We start from the raw sequence: 20,690 nt of genomic DNA on the forward strand, positions 1-20,690 counted from the left end.
CCATCGGCGCCGGGCCTTTTCAAGGATTTCCCGATGACCACTGAAACCCTCGCCAAAACGCCACTGCACGCCCTGCACCTCGAACTCGGCGCGCGTATGGTGCCATTCGCCGGCTATGACATGCCCGTGCAGTACCCGCTGGGCGTGATGAAGGAACACCTGCACACCCGCGACGCCGCCGGCCTGTTCGACGTCTCGCACATGGGCCAGATCCTGCTGCGTGGCGAGCACGCGGCGCGCGCCCTGGAAACCCTGGTACCGGTGGACATCATCGACCTGCCGGTGGGCACACAGCGCTACGCCATGTTCACCGACGCCCAGGGCGGCATCCTCGACGACCTAATGGTCGCCAACCTGGGTGACGACACCCTGTACCTGGTGGTCAACGCCGCCTGCAAGCATCAGGATCTGGCGCACCTGAACAAGCACATCGGCGCACAGTGCCAGATCGAATGCCTGTTCGAAGAGCGCGCCCTGCTCGCCCTGCAAGGCCCGAAGGCGGCCGACGTACTCGCGCGCCTGGCGCCAGAAGTGAGCAAGATGACCTTCATGCAGGTCGCCCGCGTACGCCTGCTGGGCAGCGAGTGCATCGTCAGCCGCAGCGGCTACACCGGCGAAGACGGTTTCGAAATTTCCGTCGCCGTCGACCAGGCCGAAGCCCTGGCGCGCAGCCTGCTGGCCGAAACCGAAGTCGAGGCCATCGGCCTCGGTGCGCGCGACTCGCTGCGCCTGGAGGCCGGTCTGTGCCTGTACGGCCACGACATGAGCAGCGCCACCACGCCGATCGAAGCCAGCCTGCTGTGGGCCATCTCCAAGGTGCGCCGTGCAGACGGCGAGCGCGCCGGCAACTTCCCGGGCGCCGAGCGCGTGTTCGAGCAACAGCTCAAAGGCGTGGCGCGCAAGCGCGTCGGCCTGCTGCCGCAGGAACGCGTGCCGGTACGTGAAGGCGCGGAAATCGTCGACGCGGACGGCCAGGTGATCGGCCAGGTCTGCAGCGGCGGCTTCGGCCCGAGCCTCGGCGCACCAGTGGCCATGGGTTACATCAACGCCAGCCACGCCGCTATCGACAGCAACGTCTGGGCCGTGGTGCGCGGCAAGCGCGTGGCGATGAAAGTGGCCAAGACCCCGTTCGTGCCGCAGCGCTACTACCGCGGCTGATTCGCAACGTAGCCCTGCGCTGTAGGAGCCGCGCCTCACGGCGAGGCTCGCGCTCTGCTCCGTAGCCCGGATGCAATCCGGGGATGCCCTGAAAAGCTCCCGGATTACATCCGGGCTACGTCGTCTCTACCCCCTGATCCGCTCATAGGGCACGCGCTCGCGTCCTGCACGCAGCGTCTGCGCCCACCAGTTCAGCTGCACCAGCGTATGCGCCAGCGCCGAGTTGGCGCGTCGCGGTTCGCTCAGCTCGCCCTTGTCGTCGAACTGCTCCCAGGCATTGGTGAAACTCACCGAGCCACGCACCGTCATGGCGTGCAGCTCCGCCAGCACCTGGCGCAATTGCTCGACCGCACGCAGCCCGCCGGATACCCCGCCATAGCTGACGAACCCCACCGGCCGTGCTTCCCAGGAGGCCGGCACCTCGTCGATGAACTGCTTGAGCGCCGCCGGATAGCCGTGGTTGTACTCCGGCGTGACGATCAGAAAGGCGTCAGCACGCAGCAACTGCTGCAACGACTGATGACGCTGCTCGGCATGCGCCTGCGGCTCGCCGGGCTGACGCAGCATCACGGCCGGGTCGACCAGGCTCAGCTCGAATTCGCTGCGCTGCTCGATCTGCTCACGTGCCCAGGCCACTACCTGATCGCAGAAGCGCTCTTCACGCACGCTGCCGTAAATCACTACCAGTCGGATGCGATCCTGCATGGAAATACCCTCGGGGTTGTCTATCAAGGCCAGCGAGGGTAAAACCTCAACTTAACTTGAGGTCAACAGGGATTTTTCATGGACATGCATCGTCCCTTCCACGAACGCCCGCTGAGCGTCGGCCAGGTCGCCGAGCGTAGCGGTGTGGCGGTTTCCACGCTGCACTTCTACGAAAGCAAGGGGTTGATCCAGAGCCAGCGCAATGCCGGCAACCAGCGGCGCTATCGGCGTGACGTGCTACGCCGCGTGGCACTCATCAAGGTGGCGCAGCGCCTGGGAATTGCGCTGGCCGACATCGGGGCAGCACTCGCCACCCTGCCCCGCGATCACCTACCCACGGCAGCGGACTGGCAGCACTTGTCGGCGCAGTGGCAGCGCGATCTGGACGCGCGCATCGCGCAGATGACGCGACTGCGCGACCAGCTCACCGGCTGCATCGGCTGCGGTTGTCTGTCGATGCAGGATTGTCCGCTGCGCAATCCCGGGGACGAACTCGGCGAACAGGGTGCCGGGGCGCGTCTGCTGGAAACGGACTGATCGTCCATGCAGTTGCGCCTGCTGCTGAATACCGCGCGACGACTGCCGCGCACGTCCTGGGAAATGGCCGGCACCTGCGGCAAGCGCTGCACCAGCCCCCGTTCGTCGACGTCACTGCGGCCGGCCAGCACGTAGCAGGTCAGGTGCACGAACAGGCCCAGTCTCGTCCGCCTGGTCATGCGCCGATTGCTCTCGCTCCCGTGGCGCCATCGACTCACTCACCTCGCAGACGGCTTCGACCAGGCAGTGCGGCACGAATAACCCTCGATGCCAGCAAATAAGTCATACGTTATCACACGACAAACTCGATAACAGATGCCTTGCTCACTCTGCGCAGAACCGCGCCGAAAGCCGTCTATCTCGCCAATAACGCCGCAATACGGGGAAAATACACTCAGACTTTAGTCTATCCATGCGTTGACAAGAGCCGGAAAGGCTGTCGATAATCCGATAAGTTGTATGACGACATATGACAACCATAACAACAAGAATCAGGGCCAGAACATGACTACCCTCGCCTTCCCTTCAGCGCAGCAGCTCCTCACCTGCCCGGCATCCATCGCCGCCACACGCCATAGAACCGGATTCGCCGGAGGCTGAAACCAGCCACTGGCAATGACCGGTCGCGTCAGGCCGGCCTGCCCTGCGGGGCACTTCAACCACCAACCCGACATGCAGGCTGCCAACAGCCAGCAGGGGAAGGTTCGTTCAAAAACTGGGAGCACAACAACAATGACCGCACGCAACATCCTTCCCTTGGCTCTGCTCGGTAGCACCGCGCTGGCGCTGATTCTGCCTGCCACCACGCATGCTGCCGGTTTCATCGAGGACGCCAAGGTCTCACTGAACCTGCGCAACTACTACTTCAACCGCAACTACCTGAACGGCACCGATCCGCTGATCCAGGGCGAACGCCAGGGCCAGGCCGAAGGCTGGACCCAGAGCTTCATCCTCGATGCCCGCTCCGGCTATACCGAAGGCACCGTCGGCTTCGGCCTCGACGTGCTCGGCCTGTACAGCATCAAGCTCGATGGCAACCGTGGCACTGCCAACACCACCCTGCTGCCCATCCACGACGATGGTCAAGCCGCCGACCAATACGGCCGCACGGCCGTGGCTGCCAAGGCCAAGATCTCCAAGACCGAGCTGAAGGTCGGCGAGTGGTTCGCCGTACTGCCGATTCTGCGTGCGGATGACGGCCGCTCGCTGCCGCAGACGTTCCAGGGCGCGCAGCTGACCTCCAACGAGATCGATGGTCTGACCCTGTACGGCGGTCAGTTCTGGAAGAACAGCCAGCGTCAAGATGCCAGCCGCGAAGACATGTCCTTCGGCGGAGTGAAAGGCGATGACTTCAACTTCGGCGGCGGTGAGTTCCGCTTCAATGACAACCGCACCATGGTCGGCGCCTGGCATGCACGCCTGGAAGACGTCTACCAGCAAAGCTTCCTGCAACTGACCCACAGCCAGCCGGTGGGTGACTGGGTACTGAGCGCCAACCTCGGCTACTTCAACGGCAAGGACGAAGGCGCCTCGAAAGCCGGCGAGCTGGACAACAAGGTCTATCAGGGCGCGCTGTCGGCCAAGAGAGGCAGCAATACCTTCCAGGTCACCTACCAGCGTCTGAGCGGTGACACCAAGTTCCTGCGTATCGACGGCGCCAGCGGTGGCTCGCTGGTCAACGACGGCTACCTGTCGGCCTTCGACAACCCGCAGGAGCGTTCCTGGCAGCTGCGTCACGACTACAACTTCGCGGGTCTCGGCATTCCCGGTTTGGTCCTGATGAACCGCTACACCAGCGGCTCCAACATCCATGCCGGTGGCCGCACCGATGCCGAAGAATGGAGCCGCGAAACCGAGCTGGGCTACACCATTCAGGACGGCACGCTGAAGAACCTGAACGTACGCTGGCGTAACTCCAACGTCCGCCGCGACGTTGGCCAGGATCTGCACGAGAACCGCCTGATCATCAACTATCCGCTGTCGATTCTGTAACACCGGACGCAGCACTGCGTCCTATTGACTCCTGTGTGTTAACGGCACTTTATGCCCGTCCTCGTGACGGGCTTTTTTATGCCCGACAGATCCGCCCGCCCCGTGACTGAAGCTGCCATATTTTTCTCGGACAATTGAGATTCGAGAGCCCCCTTGGGTGATCCAACCGACAACAGGTGGCGACACAATGCACATTCGGCGTATCGCAAAGGACGAGCTAGAGCAGCTATTGGCCCTGTATCAACATCTTCATCCACAGGACGAGCCTCTTACCGAGATGGAATCGGTCAACTCGACATGGCACGAGCTGATGGGCAATCCACGCTACCAATACCTCGGCACATTCCACGCAAACCAGTTGGTCGCCAGTTGCGTCCTGACGCTGGTGCCAAACCTGACACATGGCTGCAAACCATACGCTTTGATCGAAAATGTCGTGACGCATGGCGAGTACCGTCAGCGCGGCCTTGGCAAAAAGCTGCTGGCCCATGCGCTGGAGCTAGCCTGGGAGGAAGGTTGCTACAAAGTCATGCTCATGACCGGGCGCAAGGACGAAGCGACGCTGGGTTTCTATCAGGCAGCAGGTTTTGACCCGAACGACAAACAGGCCTTTGTCGCCAGGCCAATCCTGCACACGCGGTAAGCCCCCACGATGTAACCCAAGGGACTCAGCGCAAGCGCCCGATCATCTGCGCCAGCACTGTCAGCACATCTCGCCCCAACTGCTGCGAGCGGGCACCGTTCCAGCCGGTACGCGGCTGCGGGCTGTCATCGTGGTCCTTGAACGGCATCTCGATGGTGAACGACAGGCAGTCGAAGGCCTCGCCCACGGCGTTGCAGGCCAGGGTCAGGTTGGCCTGGCCGGGCTGGCTGCGCGGGTAACCGAAACGGGTCTGGAACTCGGCGCCGATACCGACCAGACGGCTGCGGAAGTCCTCCTCCAAGGCAGCCAGGCGCGGCGTGTAGCTCGGATTGCCCTCACAACCGGCGGTGAACACGTGGGGTATTTCCTCATCGCCGTGAATATCCAGAAACAGGTCGACGCCAATGCGCTGCATGTGCTGCAGCACGAACAACACTTCAGGGCTGTGCTCGGAGTTGGCCGACTGCCAGGCGCGGTTGAGGTCCTGCCCGGCATAGTTGGTGCGCAGATGACCGCGATAGGCGCCGTCCGGGTTCATGTTCGGCACCAGATAGAACTCGGCCTCGGCCAGCAGCGCGGCGATCTCGGCATCCTGCGGGTTCTGCAAACGCTCGATCAGCCCCTCCATGAACCATTCGGCCATATGCTCGCCGGGATGCTGCTGGGCGATGATCCACAGCTTGCGCGCGGCGCCGGCCTGGCCGCCGATACGCAGCAGCTGGATGTCGCGCCCTTCGAGGCTTCTGCCACAGGCCACGAGCGCCGCACCGCGCTCCAGCGCCGTGGCGACCAGGCGCTCATGCCGCGCTCGGGAATAGGGCTCGAAATAAGCGAACCAGGCGCGCTCGTGCTCGGCCTGCAATTCAAAGTGAAGCTGACCATCCTGGTAACGCGTCGGCACGCGAAACCAGTCTTGCTGGTCATAGCTGGCCACGGCCTGGTAACCGTCCCAGGCGCTGTTGTACGCCGACTGTGCCGCATTGTTCAGGCTGAAGCTGTGGCGTTGCCCCGGCTGCAGGCCATCGGCCAGAAAGTGAAACCACTGGAAATGATGGCTGTTGAGGTCCGGCCGCATGGCCAGCAGCACGCGCTGTGGGTCACTGGCGTCGATGACCTGGATATTGCCGCTGTCGAAATCCGCGCTGATCTTCATGACTGCCTCGTATGCGAAATCAGTGCTCAGGATTGCAGCTCATGGCGCAAGTGTGAAGTCGCCGCGAAACAGGCCGATCAACGACTGCCTGCTGGTGCAGAACCTGGACGCCTGCATGAATGCAGGAGGCAGAGCGATGCAGAAAGCCAGGGCCGAGATCGTTTTTCAACAGCCGGCCAGCGAACTAAGGTGGTCAGGGTCAGCCTAATAGCGACTTGCCCTGTTTATCGCCTACGGAGTCACTGCCATGCCCAGCCCGACCAATCTGCGTCTCGCCGCCACCGCCCTGCTCGCCCTCGCGCTGTTGGCCGGCTGCGCCGGACGTGAACCCGACTCCGCCACGCCGGAAAAACAGCCGCAGAGCGAACAGCCGATCACCCAGACCGAGCAAGACCAACTGCGCCAGCAGGCCCTGCGCGGTGATCTGGACAGCCAGTTCCAGCTCGGCAGCAGCTACTTCGTCGGCCAGCCGGAAAAAAACCTCAAGCAGGCCGAATACTGGTGGAAGCAGGCCGCAGACAAGGGCCATGCCATGGCTGCCGTGAGCCTGGCCTACCTCTATACCGGGCGTGATGCGCCGGAGTTTGCCAACCAGCGCGACATGCTCAAGTACCTCAACCAGTCAGCCGCCGCCGGCAACCCGATGGCGCAGCATGTGCTGGGCAATCTCTACCGCCGCGGCGAGGGCGGCGTACCGCGTGACCCCGACCAGGCCCAGCGCCTCTACCAGAGCGCCTGCCAGCAGAACTACGAGCCGTCCTGCGCGGCGCTGGGTCGTCAGTGATCCGAGCGGCGCTGTATCAAGGCTGTAGATCGAACAGCGCCTTGCCGCTTTCCATATCGCAGGGCGCGGAGAAATGCTCGTGAAAGATCAGCCAGCGGCCGCCCTGGCGGCGCAGGCACTGAGTCACGCGCATCCAGCAGGTTTCCAGCTCGCCCTTGTCATTGGTGCCACCGCAGTGCAGCAGATAGTGGGTGACACCAAGATCACCATCGGCGGTGAAAGTCGGCTCGTGCGGTTCGAAGCGGCCTTCGCCACTGCACATTTCCATGCAGGCCTGCCAATGCGCCTGGTACGCCGGGCGCCCTTGGAAACGCAGCGGCCCCACGGCGTCGTAGGCGACCACGCCTTCCGCGTAGTGGCTCATGATGCGCGCCACGTCCTTGCTGCGGCAGGCGTCGGTCCAATCATTCAGTGCGTCTTGCAGTTCGTGCTGACTCATGTTGTTTCTCCTTCGCTGGGGTTCAGGCCTTGTGGCAGCAATCGTGGGCAGGCACGTGCTGCTCGTACTCATCGTGCAGGCGCGTCCAGTTGAGCCCCTTGCCGTCCAGATCGGGCATGCCGTCCCACCCTTCAGCGCGGCCAAAGGGCGTGAAGTCGAGGAAATGGAAGCTGCTCATCAGCATCTCCACGCCTCGGCCATAGGTGGAATAGGTGTGGTAGATGCGCCCCTGATCACGCAGGAACACACTGACACCGGGCTGCTCGCCCTGGACGTGGTAGTTCAGGCCCAGGCGCTGCAACTCTTCTTTATCGCGGTAGTTGTACTCGACCGGTGCGACCTGCTCGTCGGTGGTGGCGTGGTAGTCGTAGTTGAAACGGCTGCCATAGGAGCTGTACCAGGGCAGCGTCCAGCCCATGCGTCGCTTGAAGGCTTCGAGATCGGCCAGCGGTGCGCGTGAGACCAGCACCAGATTGGTATCACGGGCGTGCAGGTGGGACTGGTGGCCGATGTTGTCCACCAGGCAGGAACAGCCGTCGCAGCCCTCGCCGCGGTCCATGTGGTACATGAAGTGGTAGACGATCAATTGGCTGCGCCCGTCGAACAGGGCGTCCAGCCCGACCTCGCCCTGAGGCCCGTCGAAGCGGTAATCCTCCTCGACCAGCACCATGGGTAGCGCGCGACGAGCACGATTGAGTGCGTCTCGCTGACGGGTCAGCGCCTTTTCCTGCTCGAGCAGGCTCTTGCGAGCGGCCAGCCACTGCTCTCGCGTGGCGACTTCGGGAATATAGCGACGGTCCATGAGGGTTCTCCTGCTCAACGATGGCGGCTCAGTGCTGAGCGACCGGGTCGACATCCAGTTGGCGAATCGGCCGCACCTCCACGCAGCCGACACGGGCGGCGGGAATATGGCCGGCGAGTTGTATGGCCTCGTTGAGATCGCGAGCCTCGATCAGGTAGAAGCCGGCGAGCTGCTCCTTGGTTTCGGCGAAGGGACCATCGGTAATGGCCAGCTTGCCGCTGCGCATGCGTACCGTGGTGGCAGTCTGCACCGACTGCAGCGCCTCGGCGGCGAGCATGCGCCCGCTCTCCTGCACACGCTGGGCATAGGCGTGACATTCGCTGTCATGCGGGCTTTCGGGGGAGCCGTGCAGCTCCTGTTCGTTGGCGTAGACGAGGCAGAGGTATTTCATGACGCACTCCAGTTCCTTGGCGGTGGATACTGGATAGTCGAACGCGGCGAGCGCATTTCGACATTGGCCGGAAAAACATCCTCTGAGCCGACGAACGGCAGGGCACGCCATGCGCACCGGCTTCCGTTCGCAACTACCTGAAGGGCGTGCACGGCGCCCTACTCGGGGACCTCGACGCTGACGTGAATGGCGTCATGGCGCCAGAACTCCAGGTCGCAGTCGATGATGCGGCCGTGCTGATCGCGGTTGACCCGTGTAATGCGCAGCGCCGGGCTGCCGGGGGCGACGCGCAGGCTGGCAGCCGCCTCGGTGTGCAGGGCCGTGGGCACCATGTCGAAACGCACCCGGCCATAGTGAATGCCGTATTCGCTGGCATACAGGTCGGTCAGCGAGCGCGTCAGATCGAATTCAAGAATGCCGGGGAAGTAGGCCGGGTTGAGGTAGTGCTCGACATACAGCACCAGACGCCCATCGATACGCCGCGCGCGGCACACCTGATAGACGCTCGACAGCGCCGGCAGCTCAAGCACCTGACAGACCTGCGCACTGGCCGGCATCAGCCGCGCACTCAGGACTTCGGTGGCGGGCACCCGTCCCTGTTCGGCGACCATGGCGTGGAAGTGGGTACGCACCAGCGGGTTGTAGGCCACCCGTCGCGGCGAAACGAACCAGCCACGCCGTTCCTCGCGATAGACCAGCCCCTGCGCCTCCAGCTGGCCAAGTGCTTCGCGCAGGGTAATGCGCGTGGTGTCGAACAGCTCACTGAGCTTGCGCTCGGCCGGCAACTTGCTGCCGGAGGGCAACAGGCCCCGGTCGATTTGCTCCTGCAGTGCGCGGCAGATGAGGGTGACAGCCCGCGGCGCTTCTTCGCGCATCAATATTTCCCCTTTTGGACTAGTCCAGCCCCATCACAGGGCAAAAGTCGCTTACTTAGACGGGTTACAAGACTAGGTAGTCTAGATGACCGGTAGATGACAGCTTTGCTGCAAGCACGCCGCATGCCACCGCCACACGCACTCGCAGCCAGCAAAATCAGCGACTTATCCATGGTCTACGCTTGATGAGCGCACCGCCCGGATAGGCCTAGACATCTGCCACAGGCAACCGGACATAAAACTGTCATCGAAGGCGCCTAGATTGGCTCGGGTATTGCTGATCTAGACCAACACTCACACCGCAAAGGAGTTTCCGATGAAACAACTGCTGCTGGCTTCTCTGATGGGTTCGGCCATTGCTCTGGCCACTTCCGCCATGGCTGCAGGCACCGACCTGCAGGCGCTGGAAAAAGCCGCTCGCGCCGAGGGCACCGTGAACAGCGTGGGCATGCCCGACAGCTGGGCCAACTGGAAGGACACCTGGAACGACCTCAATAGCAAGTACGGCCTCAAGCACTCCGACACCGACATGAGCTCGGCGCAGGAGATCGCCAAGTTCGCTGCCGAGAAGGACAATGCCACCGCCGATATCGGCGACGTCGGCGCCGCCTTCGGCCCCATCGCCGTGCAACAGGGCGTGACCCAGCCGTACAAGCCGAGCACCTGGGAGCAGATCCCGAGCTGGGCCAAGGACGCCGACGGTCACTGGATGCTGGCCTACACCGGCTCCATCGCCTTCATCGTCAACAAGCAACTGGTCAAGGAAGTACCGAAGTCCTGGGCCGACCTGAAGAATGGCAAGTACCGCGTCGCCATCGGTGACGTCAGCGCTGCTGCCCAGGCCGTCAACGGCGTACTGGCCGCTGCTATCGCCAATGGCGGTGACGAGAAGAATATCCAGCCGGGCCTGGACTTCTTCGCCGCCATCGCCGAGCAGGGCCGCCTGTCGCTGTCCAACCCGACCATCCAGACCCTGGAGAAGGGTGAAGTGGAAGTCGGCATCGTCTGGGACTTCAACGGCCTGTCCTACCGCGACCAGATCGACCCGAGCCGCTTCGAGGTGCTGATCCCCTCCGATGGTTCGGTGATCTCCGGCTACACCACCATCATCAACAAGTACGCCAAGCACCCCAACGCGGCCAAGCTGGCGCGTGAGTACATCCTCTCCGACGCCGGCCAGATCAACCTGGCCAAGGGCAATGCCCGGCCGATCCGCGCCGAGCACCTGACCCTGCCGGCCGAAGTGCAGGCCAAGCTGCTGCCTAACGAGCAGTACGCCAAGGTCAAGCCGATCACCGACGCAGCGGCCTGGGAAGCCACCTCCAAGGCACTGCCGCAGATGTGGCAGGAGAACGTGATCATCAATATGGAATAACCCGGCGCTCGGTGGGAGGCGCTTCAGCGGCGACAGTCGCGGCTGAAGCCCCTCCCACAAGCTGCTCCTGATACCTGTAGGAGCGCGTAGGGTGGACCGGGGCGCGTAGCTGACGCTTCATCCGTCCACCTTGCCGTTTTGGCGTTTACCCATGCGGTGGATCGATGAAGCGCGATCCGCCCTACGTTTTTCAGGATTCCCCATGCCTTCCAAGGTCATCCTCGTCGTGCTCGACGGCCTTAGCCACTCGGTCGCGCAACACGCCATGGGCCACCTGCATGCCTGGTGCGACGCCGGGCGTGCGGCCTTCTACCGCCTCGACTGCGAGCTGCCGGCCCTGTCGCGCCCGCTGTACGAGGCCATTCTCACCGGCGTGCGCCCCATCGACAGCGGCATCGTGCATAACGATGTCTCGCGCCTGTCACGCGAACGCAGCCTCTTTCACTACGCCCGTGATGCCGGCTTGAGCACTGCTGCAGCGGCCTATCACTGGGTCAGCGAGCTGTACAACCGCTCGCCGTTCAATGCCGTGCGCGACCGCCACACCTGCGATGAGTCGCTGCCGATCCAGTACGGCCACTTCTATTACGCCGACCATTACCCGGACTCGCACCTGTTCGTCGACGCCGAGAGCCTGCGCCTGCAGCACGCCCCCGACCTGCTGCTGGTGCACCCGATGAACATCGACGACGCCGGCCACAAGCATGGTCTGGACAGCCCGCAGTACCGCAACGCCGCGCGCATGGCCGACGTGCTGCTGGCCGACCACTTGCAGAACTGGGTCGATGCCGGCTACCAGGTAATGGTCACCGCCGATCACGGCATGAACGTCGACCGTTCGCACAACGGCCTGCTGCCGGAAGAGCGCCAGGTGCCGCTGTTCGTCATCGGCGACGCCTTCAGCCTCGATGCCAGTGCGCGCCCACGCCAGCTCGAACTGTGCGGCAGCATCTGTCAGTTGCTCGGCGTGCCGCACGACAAACCCTACTGCGCGGAGTTGCTGAAATGAGCGCGCCCTCCTCCCTGCGGCGCTGGCTGCCGCTGCTGTTCGTGCTGCCCTTCGCCCTGTTCTTCCTGGTGTTCCAAGTGGCGCCGCTGGTGTGGGTGGCGATCAACAGCCTGAACAGTCCCAACGGCTGGGGCCTGGGTAATTTCGAGAAGATCTTCGCCTCCAGGTTCTACCTGCAGGCGATCAAGCACAGCCTGCAGATCGCCTTCTGGTCGAGCCTGTTCGGCATGGCCATCGCCATTCTCGGCAGCTATTCGCTGCGCCAAGTGGACTCGAAGCTGCGCGACTTCGTCATCGCCTTCTCCAACATGACCAGCAACTTCTCCGGGGTGCCGCTGGCCTTCGCCTTCATCATCCTGCTCGGTTTCAACGGCGCGCTGACCCTGCTGCTGATCCAGCTCGGCCTGATCGAGAGCTTCAATCTCTACTCGAAGAACGGCCTGATCGTGCTCTACACCTACTTCCAGATCCCGCTCGGCGTGCTGCTGCTCTACCCGGCCTTCGATGCCCTGCGCCAGGACTGGCGCGAGTCGGCCGCGCTGCTCGGCGCCGGCACCTGGGACTTCTGGCGGCACATCGGCCTGCCGGTGCTGACCCCGGCGCTGCTCGGCACCTTCGTCATCCTTCTGGCCAACGCCCTGGGTGCCTACGCCACGGTGTACTACCTGACCACCGGCAACTTCAACGTGCTGCCGATCCGCATCGCGGCGATGGTCTCCGGCGACATCTCGCTGGACCCGAACCTGGCCAGCGCCCTGTCGATGATCCTGGTCGGGCTGATGGTGCTGATCACCATCGTTCACCAGCTACTGCTGAAAAGGAGCCAGCATGTCACGCGCTGATGCCCCCACTGCCAGTCTTTATCACCGCATCGTGGTCTGGTTGCTGTTTCTCATTCTGCTGCTGCCACTGGCCGGCACCCTGCTCTACTCGCTGTCCACCAGTTGGTCGGCGACCATCCTGCCGGACGGCCTGACGCTCAAGTGGTACGCCGCGCTGTGGAGCGACGAGCGCTTTTTGCGCGCCTTCGGCCAGTCGCTGCTGGTGTGCTTCGGCGCCCTCGCGCTGTCGGTGGTGCTGATCCTGCCGCTGATGTTCGTGGTGCACTACCACTTCCCCAAACTCGACACGCTGATGAACGTGCTGATCCTGCTGCCGTTCGCCGTGCCGCCGGTGGTGTCCTCGGTGGGTCTGTTGCAGCTCTACGGCTCCGGGCCGCTGGCGATGACCGGCACGCCGTGGATCCTGCTCGGCTGCTACTTCACCATCGCCCTGCCGTTCATGTACCGCGCCATCGCCAACAACCTGCAGGCGATCAACCTGCGCGACCTGATGGACGCCGCCCACCTGCTCGGCGCCAGCACCTGGAAGGCGGCCTTGCTGGTGGTGCTGCCGAACCTGCGCAAGGGCCTGATGGTGTCGTTGTTCCTCTCGTTCAGCTTTCTGTTCGGCGAGTTCGTCTTCGCCAACATGCTGGTCGGCACCCGCTACGAGACGCTGCAGGTGTACCTGAACAACATGCGCAACAGCAGCGGCCACTTCAACAGTGCGCTGGTGATTTCCTACTTCTTCTTCGTCCTGGTGTTCACCTGGGCGGCCAACCGTTTGAACAGGGACAAGGCATGAGCTTGCTGAGCATCCAGAACCTGCATAAAAGCTACGGCGACACCCGTATCTTCAGCGACATCAACTGCGAGATCGGCCAGGGTGAGTTCGTCACCCTGCTCGGTCCCTCCGGCTGCGGCAAGTCCACCCTGCTGCGCTGCATCGCCGGTCTGACTGGCGTGGATGGTGGCCAGATCCTGCTCGACGGGCAGGACCTGGTGCCGCTACCACCGCAGAAGCGCGGCATCGGCATGGTGTTCCAGAGCTATGCGCTGTTCCCCAACATGAGCGTGGCGCAAAACGTCGCCTTCGGCCTGCGCATGCAGAAGGTGGCCAAGGCGGAAAGCGAGCAGCGTGTGCGCGAGGCGCTGGAGATGGTCGAGCTAGGCGAATTCGCCGCACGCTACCCGCACCAACTCTCCGGCGGTCAGTGCCAACGTGTGGCCCTGGCCCGCTCGCTGGTCACCCGCCCACGCCTGCTGCTGCTCGACGAACCGCTGTCGGCCCTCGATGCGCGCATCCGCAAGCACCTGCGCGAACAGATCCGCGCGATCCAGCAGGAGCTGAACCTGACCACCATCTTCGTCACCCACGACCAGGAAGAGGCGCTGACCATGAGCGACCGTATCTTCCTGATGAATGCCGGCCAGATCGTCCAGAGCGGCGATGCAGAAACCCTCTACACCGCGCCGGTGGATGCCTTCGCCGCCGGTTTCATCGGCAACTACAACCTGCTCGAAGCCGACGCCGCCAGCCGCCTGCTCGGCCAGCCGCTGACCTCGCGCGTGGCCATCCGCCCGGAGGCCATCGCCTTCGCAGGCAACGGCATCGCTGCACGGATCATCAGCCACAGCCTGCTCGGCAACGTCATCCGCTACCGCGTCGAAGCCGAGGGCTGCCAGCTATTGGTGGACGTGCTCAACCGCTCGGCATCCGACCTGCATGGCAACGGCCAGACGGTCAGCCTGCAGATCGACGCGACCGCAATCCGGGAGGTGGCGTGATGGCCCTGGCGATCTTCGATCTCGACGAAACCCTGATCCATGGCGACTGCGCCAGCCTGTGGACGGCGGAAATGGTCAAGATCGGCTGGGCCGATGGTGAATCCTTCCTCGCCCACGAGCAGGAACTGATGCGCCAGTACGCCGCCGGCACCCTGGCCATGGAAGACTACATGGCCTTCACCCTGTCGCCACTGGTCGGCCGTACGCCCGAGGAAGTCGCCCATGTGGTCGAGCCCTTCGTCGAGGACGTGATCGAGCCGATCTTCTACAGCGACGCCAGCCGCACACTGGCCGCGCACCGCGCAGCTGGCGACCGTCTGCTGGTGATCTCCGCCTCGGCGCATTTTCTGGTCAGCGCTATCGCCGAGCGTTTCGGCATCGACGAGGTGCTGGCCATTGACCTGGAGCAGCAGCACGGTTTCTACACCGGTCGGACCCAGGGCGTGCTGACCTACCGTGAAGGCAAGGTGACGCGCCTGAACGCCTGGCTCGCCGAGCAGGGCGAAAGCCTGGCCGGCGCCAGCTTCTACTCCGACTCGCGCAACGACCTGCCGCTACTGCAACGGGTCGACAAGCCCTTCACCGTCAATCCCGACCCAACCCTGCGCGCCCATGCCGAGCAGGCCGGCTGGCCCATTCTGAGCTGGAGTTGAAGGTAGGCTATAACCGACGCGCCGTATCAGGTACGCGCAGGCGCAGCCGTGCCTACAGCGCCATGATGCCTGCGCAGGCCTCGATCAACGCCGCTGCCAACTCGCGCGCGTAACCGGGTAACTGGTTGCGCGCATGCAGCGCAACTTCCACCGGCGCCACTGGGGCAAAACCTTCGGCTTCGCCGAGTTCGCGGTGCGCGGCCGTGATCAATCGGCGCGGCAGCAGGGTCAGGCCCAACCCGCCTTCGGCTGCGGCGCTGACGCCGGGCAGGCTGCTGCTGACATAGGCGATGCGCCAGGGTTTGCCCATGGCATCCAGGGCGTGGGTCATCTCCAGGCGATACAGGCCGTTGGGTGGAAACACCGCCAGCGGCACCGGGTTGCGCGCCAGCACCGGGCGCGCGCGACTGTCCAGCCAGGCCAGCGGCTCGGCCCAGCTGGCCATGCCCTTGGCGCTGCCGGCGCGCTGCTTGATCAGTGCTAGGTCGAGTTCACCAGCGTTGAAGGCACGCCACACGTCATGACTGAGGCCGCTGGTGATCTCCAGGCGAATACCCGGATGCGCATCGGCAAAATCGGCCAGGTAAGGCGTCAGGCTGTTGGCGGCGAAATCATCCGGCACGCCGAGGCGCACTTCGCCTTCCACCGCGCTCTGCCCCAGCGCCAGCATGGCTTCGTCCATCAGCGCGACGATGCGGTTGGCATACCCCAGCAGGCGCTCGCCCTCGGTGGTGGTCACCACGTAGCGGCCACTGCGGTCGAGCAGCTCGGCGCCGATCTGCTCTTCCAGTCGCCTAACCTGCTGGCTGACCGTGGACTGCGTCAGGTGCAGGCTGGCCGCCGCGCGGGTGAAGCCGCCGGTCTGCACCACGGCGAGGAAACTGCGCAACAGCACCGGATCGAGCATATCGCCACCCATCATGAAATCCACTGACAGGCATTCTACTATTTAATTTCCGAATCCAGCCGCGAATTCCTATAGTGCAGGGGAGTCAGTTTTCCGCGCCGGGTTCGATCCCTGCGCCCTTCACCCGCCGAGGCAATCTCTCGATGAGCAAATCGCCCTACTACTACGCACCGCATGGCGGTCATCCCGGTCAGGAACAACTGCTGACCGACCGCGCCATGTTTACCGAAGCCTATGCCGTGATCCCCAAAGGCGTGATGCGTGACATCGTCACCAGCCACCTGCCGTTCTGGGACAACATGCGCATGTGGGTCATCGCCCGCCCGCTGACCGGCTTCGCCGAAACCTTTTCGCAGTACATCGTCGAAGTCAGCCCGAATGGCGGCAGCGACAAGCCCGAGTTGGATCCGACCGCCGAAGGCGTGATCTTCGTCGTCGAAGGCACCTGCGACCTGACTCTGAACGGCACCCAGCACGCCCTGCGTCCTGGCAGCTACGCCTTCATCCCGCCAGAAAGCGCTTGGTCGCTGCGCAACAACGGCAGCGAAGCCGTGCGTTTTCACTGGCTGCGCAAGGCCTATCAACCGGTCGAAGGCGTGCCTTACCCGGAAGCCTTCGTCACCCACGAGCAGGACATCGAGCCGATCGTTATGCCCGGCACCGAAGGTCGCTGGAGCACCACGCGCTTCGTCGAGATCAGCGACATGCGCCATGACATGCACGTCAACATCGTCAATTTCGAGCCGGGCGGCGTGATCCCCTTTGCCGAAACCCACGTCATGGAACACGGCCTGTACGTGCTGGAAGGCAAGGCGGTGTATCGCCTCAACCAGGACTGGGTCGAAGTGGAAGCCGGCGACTTCATGTGGCTGCGCGCCTTCTGCCCGCAGGCCTGCTACGCCGGTGGCCCGAGCCGCTTCCGCTACCTGCTGTACAAGGACGTGAACCGCCAGATGCCGCTGACCCTGGGTGGCCTCAAACGCTGAATGATCGCGTGCCCGTAGGAGCGGCTTCAGCCGCGATCAGATCGCCGCTCAAGCGCCCCAACAGAGCACGAACAAAAAAGGCCACCCCTCGGGGTGGCCTTTGCGTTTCCGCAGTGCTCGATCAGTTATGACGAATCAGGTGATCGAAGGCGCTCAGCGAGGCCTTGGCGCCCTCGCCCACGGCGATGACGATCTGCTTGTAGGGCACCGTGGTGACGTCGCCAGCCGCGAAGATCCCCGGCAGCGAGGTCTGGCCGCGGGCATCGACGATGATCTCGCCGCGCGGGCTCAGCTCCACCGTGCCCTTGAGCCAGTCGCTGTTGGGCAGCAGGCCGATCTGCACGAATATGCCTTCCAGTTCGAGAGCGTGGAACTCGCTGGAATTACGATCCTTGTAAACCAGACCGTTGACCTTCTGACCATCGCCGGTCACTTCACTGGTCAGGGCGCTGGTGATCACGTCGACGTTCGGCAGGCTGTAGAGCTTCTTCTGCAGCACGGCATCGGCACGCAGTTGGCTGTCGTATTCCAGCAGGGTGACGTGGGCGACGATACCGGCCAGGTCGATGGCCGCCTCGACGCCGGAGTTACCGCCGCCGATCACCGCCACGCGCTTGCCCTTGAACAGCGGGCCGTCGCAGTGCGGGCAGAAGCACACGCCCTTGGCCTTGTACTCCTGCTCGCCGGGTACGCCCATCTCGCGCCAGCGTGCGCCGGTGGAGAGGATCACGGTCTTGGCCTTGAGCGACGCACCGTTCTCGAACTTCACTTCGTGCAGGCCGCCTTCGCTGCTGGCAGGTACCAGCGCCGAAGCACGCTGCAGGTTCATCACGTCGACTTCGTATTCCTTGACGTGCTCTTCCAGAGCGCGCACCAGTTTCGGGCCTTCGGTCTCCTTCACCGAGATGAAGTTCTCGATGGCCATGGTATCGAGCACCTGACCACCGAAGCGTTCGGCGGCTATAGCAGTGCGAATGCCTTTACGTGCGGCGTAGATGGCCGCAGCAGCGCCAGCCGGGCCACCGCCGACCACCAGCACGTCGAAGGCTTGCTTGGCGCTCATTTTCTCGGCATCGCGGTTGGCGGCACCGGTATCGATCTTGGCGAGAATTTCCTTCACGTCCATACGGCCGGACGCGAAGACCTCACCGTTCAGGTAAATGCTCGGCACGGCCATGATCTGGCGACGCTCGACCTCTTCCTGGAACAACGCACCGTCGATGGAGACGTTGCGGATATTGGGGTTGAGCACGGCCATCAGGTTCAGTGCCTGAACCACGTCCGGGCAGTTCTGGCAAGAGAGCGAGAAATAGGTCTCGAACTCGAACTTGCCTTCGATGCTCTTGATCTGCTCGATGGTCTCGGCATCCAGTTTGGACGGATGGCCGCCCACCTGCAGCAATGCCAGCACCAGCGAGGTGAACTCGTGGCCCATGGGGATACCGGCAAAGGTCAGGCCGATATCCGCACCGGGGCGCACCAGCGAGAACGACGGGCGGCGGGCATCGCTGCCGTCGGTCTTCAGGGTGATCTTGTCGGTCAGGCCGACGATGTCTTCGAGCAGGCCCTGCAGCTCCTGAGATTTCGCGCTGTCATCGAGGGACGCGACGATCTCGAACGGCAGGGTGACCTTTTCCAGGTAGGCCTTCAACTGGGCTTTAAGATTGGCGTCCAACATGGCGGAAATTCCTCAAATACGAAAATTCGGGCAATAAAATGCCCGGACGGATCGCGCCCGGGCATCGGGCACCACAAGGGCCGGTAATGGCCCAAACAGCGCAGGTAGCAATTGCAAAACGGAATTCAGAGCGTCGCGAGCGACGGCTAGGCAAGGCGTAATCTGGCGAGGGCGCGGAGTGTACTGAAGTACATGACAAGCCCGAGTCTGATTACAACGCTGCCTAGCCGAGCGCAGCAGCTCTGAAGCCGTTTTTAGATCTTGCCAACCAGGTCCAGCGAAGGAGCCAGAGTGGCTTCGCCTTCTTTCCACTTGGCCGGGCAAACCTGACCCGGGTTGGCGGCGGTGTACTGGGCGGCCTTCAGCTTGCGCAGGGTCTCGGAAACGTCACGAGCGATTTCGTTCGAGTGGATTTCCAGGGTCTTGATCACGCCTTCCGGGTTGATCACGAAGGTGCCACGCAGCGCCAGACCTTCTTCAGCGATGTGCACGCCGAAAGCGTTGGTCAGTTGGTGAGTCGGGTCACCGATCAGCGGGAACTGAGCCTTGCCAACGGCAGGCGAAGTTTCGTGCCAGACCTTGTGCGAGAAGTGGGTGTCGGTGGTCACGATGTAGACCTCGGCACCAGCCTTCTGGAACTCGGCGTAGTTGTTGGCCGCGTCTTCGATTTCGGTCGGGCAGTTGAAGGTGAAGGCAGCCGGCATGAAGATCAGTACGGACCACTTGCCTTGCAGGCTCTGCTCGGTGACTTCGATGAATTCGCCGTTGTGGAAAGCGTTGGCCTTGAACGGCTGAACTTGAGTATTGATGAGGGACATCTCTGACTCCTTCTGAGGTTTCTGTGAGGGTTAGAAAATCTACGGTCGCTATATTAGCTACCTAACGGAAAAAAGCTTATTGATTACGACCATGATATCGATTGAATGCACCAATCGATGTGGCAGCCCGCGCCAGACGCGGGCTGCAGCGCTGGATCAGACCAGGCTGGGGTCAATCAGCAGCGCAAGTTTACCCGCGACTTGATTACCAGCGAGTGTCTCGAACGCCGCTTCACTGTCTTTGAACGCAAAACTGCGCTCCAGTTGCGGCTTCAATCGCCCTTCGGCGAACAGCGGCCAGACCTGCTGCTGCAGGTCGCGCAACAGGTCGGCCTTGAACTGGTCATCACGATTGCGCAGGGTCGAACCGATCAGCTGGATGCGCTTGCCCAGCACCTGAGCCAGGTCCAATGTGGCCTCGCGCCCACCCATCAGGCCAATATTGATCCAACGACCATCGCGGGCCAGCAACTCCAGATTCAGTGCCGCATAGTTCCCGCCGACCGGATCGAGAATCACGTCGAACGGCCCGAAATCACGCAATGCCTGCAGATCCTCGCCGCGCAGGGCGCCACCCTGAGCGCCTAGCGCCTCGCAGTAGGCCAATCGCTCGGCAGAGCCAACGCTGACCCAGCACGGATTGCCGAACGCCTTGCACAGCTGGATCGCCGCCGAGCCCACGCCGCTGGCACCGGCATGCAGCAGGACCTTCTCACCCGGGCGCAGGGCACCGAGCTGGAACAGGTTGAGCCAGGCCGTGGCGTATACCTCCGGCACCACCGCGGCTTCGGCCAGGCTCAGCCCCTCGGGCACCGGCATGGCGTGGCGGGCATCGAGCACCACCTCCTCGGCCATGCCGCCGCCGGCGAGCAGGCAACAGACCCGATCCCCCACCTGCCAGGCGCTACCGGCGCCGACCTCGACAACCACCCCAGAACACTCCAGCCCCAGCGCCTGGCTGGCACCAGGCGGCGGCGGATACAGCCCGGCACGCTGCAACAGGTCAGCCCGATTGAGCCCAGCGGCAGCCACCTTCACCCGAATCTGCCCCGCATCACAGGCCTGTGCCGGTTGTTCCAGCCACTCTGCACGCCCTTCGACGCCTTGCAATGCCTTCATGCTGCCTCCATAGTGCAAGTGAACCGAGCCCAGCGCTGACCGCTGGGCTTTTGCCTA

General features: G+C 63.3%; 22 protein-coding genes. 12 read left to right on the forward strand and 10 right to left on the reverse strand.

Annotated elements, in window-relative coordinates; genetic code table 11:
* Positions 1-33 precede the first annotated feature (33 nt).
* A complete protein-coding gene (gene gcvT / locus PCLY_RS20240; RefSeq protein ID WP_061242141.1) occupies positions 34-1,158 on the forward strand; it encodes a glycine cleavage system aminomethyltransferase GcvT in 1,125 nt (374 codons plus the stop codon).
* Between the two features lie 126 nt (positions 1,159-1,284).
* Here gcvT and PCLY_RS20245 read toward each other — a convergent pair whose 3' ends face one another.
* The gene (locus tag PCLY_RS20245; protein ID WP_061241664.1) at positions 1,285-1,863 is read right to left on the reverse strand and encodes an NADPH-dependent FMN reductase; all 579 of its coding nucleotides are present in this window, start codon (positions 1,861-1,863) and stop codon (positions 1,285-1,287) included.
* A gap of 84 nt (positions 1,864-1,947) precedes the next feature.
* Here PCLY_RS20245 and soxR point away from each other — a divergent pair, with 84 nt between their 5' ends.
* The 3 genes from soxR (at position 1,948) to PCLY_RS20260 (ending at position 5,035) form a co-directional block, all read left to right on the forward strand.
* Positions 1,948-2,400, forward strand: coding sequence for a redox-sensitive transcriptional activator SoxR (gene soxR / locus PCLY_RS20250; RefSeq protein ID WP_156458639.1), 453 nt, complete (start codon positions 1,948-1,950; stop codon positions 2,398-2,400).
* Between the two features lie 732 nt (positions 2,401-3,132).
* Positions 3,133-4,392, forward strand: coding sequence for an OprD family porin (locus PCLY_RS20255; protein ID WP_061241668.1), 1,260 nt, complete (start codon positions 3,133-3,135; stop codon positions 4,390-4,392).
* 187 nt (positions 4,393-4,579) lie between these two features.
* Positions 4,580-5,035 carry a GNAT family N-acetyltransferase gene (locus PCLY_RS20260; RefSeq protein ID WP_061241670.1) on the forward strand — a complete coding sequence of 152 codons (456 nt, stop codon included), beginning with the start codon at positions 4,580-4,582 and terminating at the stop codon, positions 5,033-5,035.
* 25 nt (positions 5,036-5,060) lie between these two features.
* On the opposite strand, the gene PCLY_RS20265 is transcribed toward PCLY_RS20260, so the two are convergent.
* On the reverse strand, positions 5,061-6,188 hold the full coding sequence (locus PCLY_RS20265) for a M14 family metallopeptidase (RefSeq protein ID WP_061241672.1): 1,128 nt from the start codon (positions 6,186-6,188) through the stop codon (positions 5,061-5,063).
* Between the two features lie 247 nt (positions 6,189-6,435).
* Here PCLY_RS20265 and PCLY_RS20275 point away from each other — a divergent pair, with 247 nt between their 5' ends.
* Positions 6,436-6,972: a tetratricopeptide repeat protein gene (locus PCLY_RS20275; RefSeq protein WP_061241676.1), complete on the forward strand. Its 537-nt coding sequence runs from the start codon at positions 6,436-6,438 to the stop codon at positions 6,970-6,972.
* 16 nt (positions 6,973-6,988) lie between these two features.
* On the opposite strand, the gene PCLY_RS20280 is transcribed toward PCLY_RS20275, so the two are convergent.
* The 4 genes from PCLY_RS20280 to PCLY_RS20295 form a co-directional block, all read right to left on the reverse strand.
* Positions 6,989-7,411 carry a YybH family protein gene (locus PCLY_RS20280; RefSeq protein ID WP_061241678.1) on the reverse strand — a complete coding sequence of 141 codons (423 nt, stop codon included), beginning with the start codon at positions 7,409-7,411 and terminating at the stop codon, positions 6,989-6,991.
* Positions 7,412-7,433: 22 nt separating this feature from the next.
* Entirely contained in the window at positions 7,434-8,213 is a 780-nt protein-coding gene (locus PCLY_RS20285; protein ID WP_061241680.1) for a DUF899 domain-containing protein, read from the reverse strand.
* Between the two features lie 28 nt (positions 8,214-8,241).
* Complete coding sequence (locus tag PCLY_RS20290) at positions 8,242-8,604, reverse strand: YciI family protein (protein ID WP_061241682.1); 363 nt, start codon at positions 8,602-8,604, stop codon at positions 8,242-8,244.
* 158 nt (positions 8,605-8,762) lie between these two features.
* On the reverse strand, positions 8,763-9,479 hold the full coding sequence (locus PCLY_RS20295; protein WP_061241684.1) for a UTRA domain-containing protein: 717 nt from the start codon (positions 9,477-9,479) through the stop codon (positions 8,763-8,765).
* Between the two features lie 316 nt (positions 9,480-9,795).
* Here PCLY_RS20295 and PCLY_RS20300 point away from each other — a divergent pair, with 316 nt between their 5' ends.
* The 6 genes from PCLY_RS20300 to PCLY_RS20325 all read left to right on the forward strand — a co-directional run bounded on the left by PCLY_RS20300 (position 9,796) and on the right by PCLY_RS20325 (position 15,125).
* Positions 9,796-10,854 (forward strand): ABC transporter substrate-binding protein, encoded by a 1,059-nt coding sequence (locus PCLY_RS20300; RefSeq protein ID WP_061241686.1) that lies wholly within the window; start codon positions 9,796-9,798, stop codon positions 10,852-10,854.
* 202 nt (positions 10,855-11,056) lie between these two features.
* The gene (locus PCLY_RS20305; RefSeq protein WP_061241688.1) at positions 11,057-11,863 is read left to right on the forward strand and encodes an alkaline phosphatase family protein; all 807 of its coding nucleotides are present in this window, start codon (positions 11,057-11,059) and stop codon (positions 11,861-11,863) included.
* Positions 11,860-12,705, forward strand: a complete 846-nt coding sequence (locus PCLY_RS20310) for an ABC transporter permease (RefSeq protein ID WP_061241690.1) — start codon at positions 11,860-11,862, stop codon at positions 12,703-12,705. Before PCLY_RS20305 ends, PCLY_RS20310 begins: the two co-directional genes overlap by 4 nt.
* Positions 12,692-13,489, forward strand: a complete 798-nt coding sequence (locus tag PCLY_RS20315) for an ABC transporter permease (protein ID WP_061241692.1) — start codon at positions 12,692-12,694, stop codon at positions 13,487-13,489. Before PCLY_RS20310 ends, PCLY_RS20315 begins: the two co-directional genes overlap by 14 nt.
* The gene (locus PCLY_RS20320) at positions 13,486-14,472 is read left to right on the forward strand and encodes an ABC transporter ATP-binding protein (RefSeq protein WP_061241694.1); all 987 of its coding nucleotides are present in this window, start codon (positions 13,486-13,488) and stop codon (positions 14,470-14,472) included. Before PCLY_RS20315 ends, PCLY_RS20320 begins: the two co-directional genes overlap by 4 nt.
* Complete coding sequence (locus PCLY_RS20325) at positions 14,472-15,125, forward strand: HAD family hydrolase (protein WP_061241696.1); 654 nt, start codon at positions 14,472-14,474, stop codon at positions 15,123-15,125. Before PCLY_RS20320 ends, PCLY_RS20325 begins: the two co-directional genes overlap by 1 nt.
* Positions 15,126-15,177: 52 nt before the next feature.
* On the opposite strand, the gene PCLY_RS20330 is transcribed toward PCLY_RS20325, so the two are convergent.
* Positions 15,178-16,032 carry a LysR substrate-binding domain-containing protein gene (locus PCLY_RS20330; RefSeq protein ID WP_061242143.1) on the reverse strand — a complete coding sequence of 285 codons (855 nt, stop codon included), beginning with the start codon at positions 16,030-16,032 and terminating at the stop codon, positions 15,178-15,180.
* Between the two features lie 143 nt (positions 16,033-16,175).
* Between PCLY_RS20330 and PCLY_RS20335 the strand changes: the two genes are divergently transcribed.
* Positions 16,176-17,018, forward strand: coding sequence for a bifunctional allantoicase/(S)-ureidoglycine aminohydrolase (locus tag PCLY_RS20335; RefSeq protein WP_061241698.1), 843 nt, complete (start codon positions 16,176-16,178; stop codon positions 17,016-17,018).
* A gap of 121 nt (positions 17,019-17,139) precedes the next feature.
* On the opposite strand, the gene ahpF is transcribed toward PCLY_RS20335, so the two are convergent.
* From ahpF to PCLY_RS20350, 3 genes are all read right to left on the reverse strand, one after another.
* Positions 17,140-18,696 (reverse strand): alkyl hydroperoxide reductase subunit F, encoded by a 1,557-nt coding sequence (gene ahpF / locus PCLY_RS20340; protein ID WP_061241699.1) that lies wholly within the window; start codon positions 18,694-18,696, stop codon positions 17,140-17,142.
* A 254-nt stretch (positions 18,697-18,950) separates the two neighbouring features.
* The gene (gene ahpC, locus PCLY_RS20345) at positions 18,951-19,514 is read right to left on the reverse strand and encodes an alkyl hydroperoxide reductase subunit C (protein ID WP_061241701.1); all 564 of its coding nucleotides are present in this window, start codon (positions 19,512-19,514) and stop codon (positions 18,951-18,953) included.
* A 156-nt stretch (positions 19,515-19,670) separates the two neighbouring features.
* On the reverse strand, positions 19,671-20,633 hold the full coding sequence (locus tag PCLY_RS20350; RefSeq protein ID WP_061241703.1) for an NAD(P)H-quinone oxidoreductase: 963 nt from the start codon (positions 20,631-20,633) through the stop codon (positions 19,671-19,673).
* Positions 20,634-20,690: the final 57 nt, after the last annotated feature.

The organism is Ectopseudomonas composti (assembly GCF_001567565.1).
Taxonomy (GTDB): Bacteria; Pseudomonadota; Gammaproteobacteria; order Pseudomonadales; family Pseudomonadaceae; genus Aquipseudomonas; species Aquipseudomonas composti_A.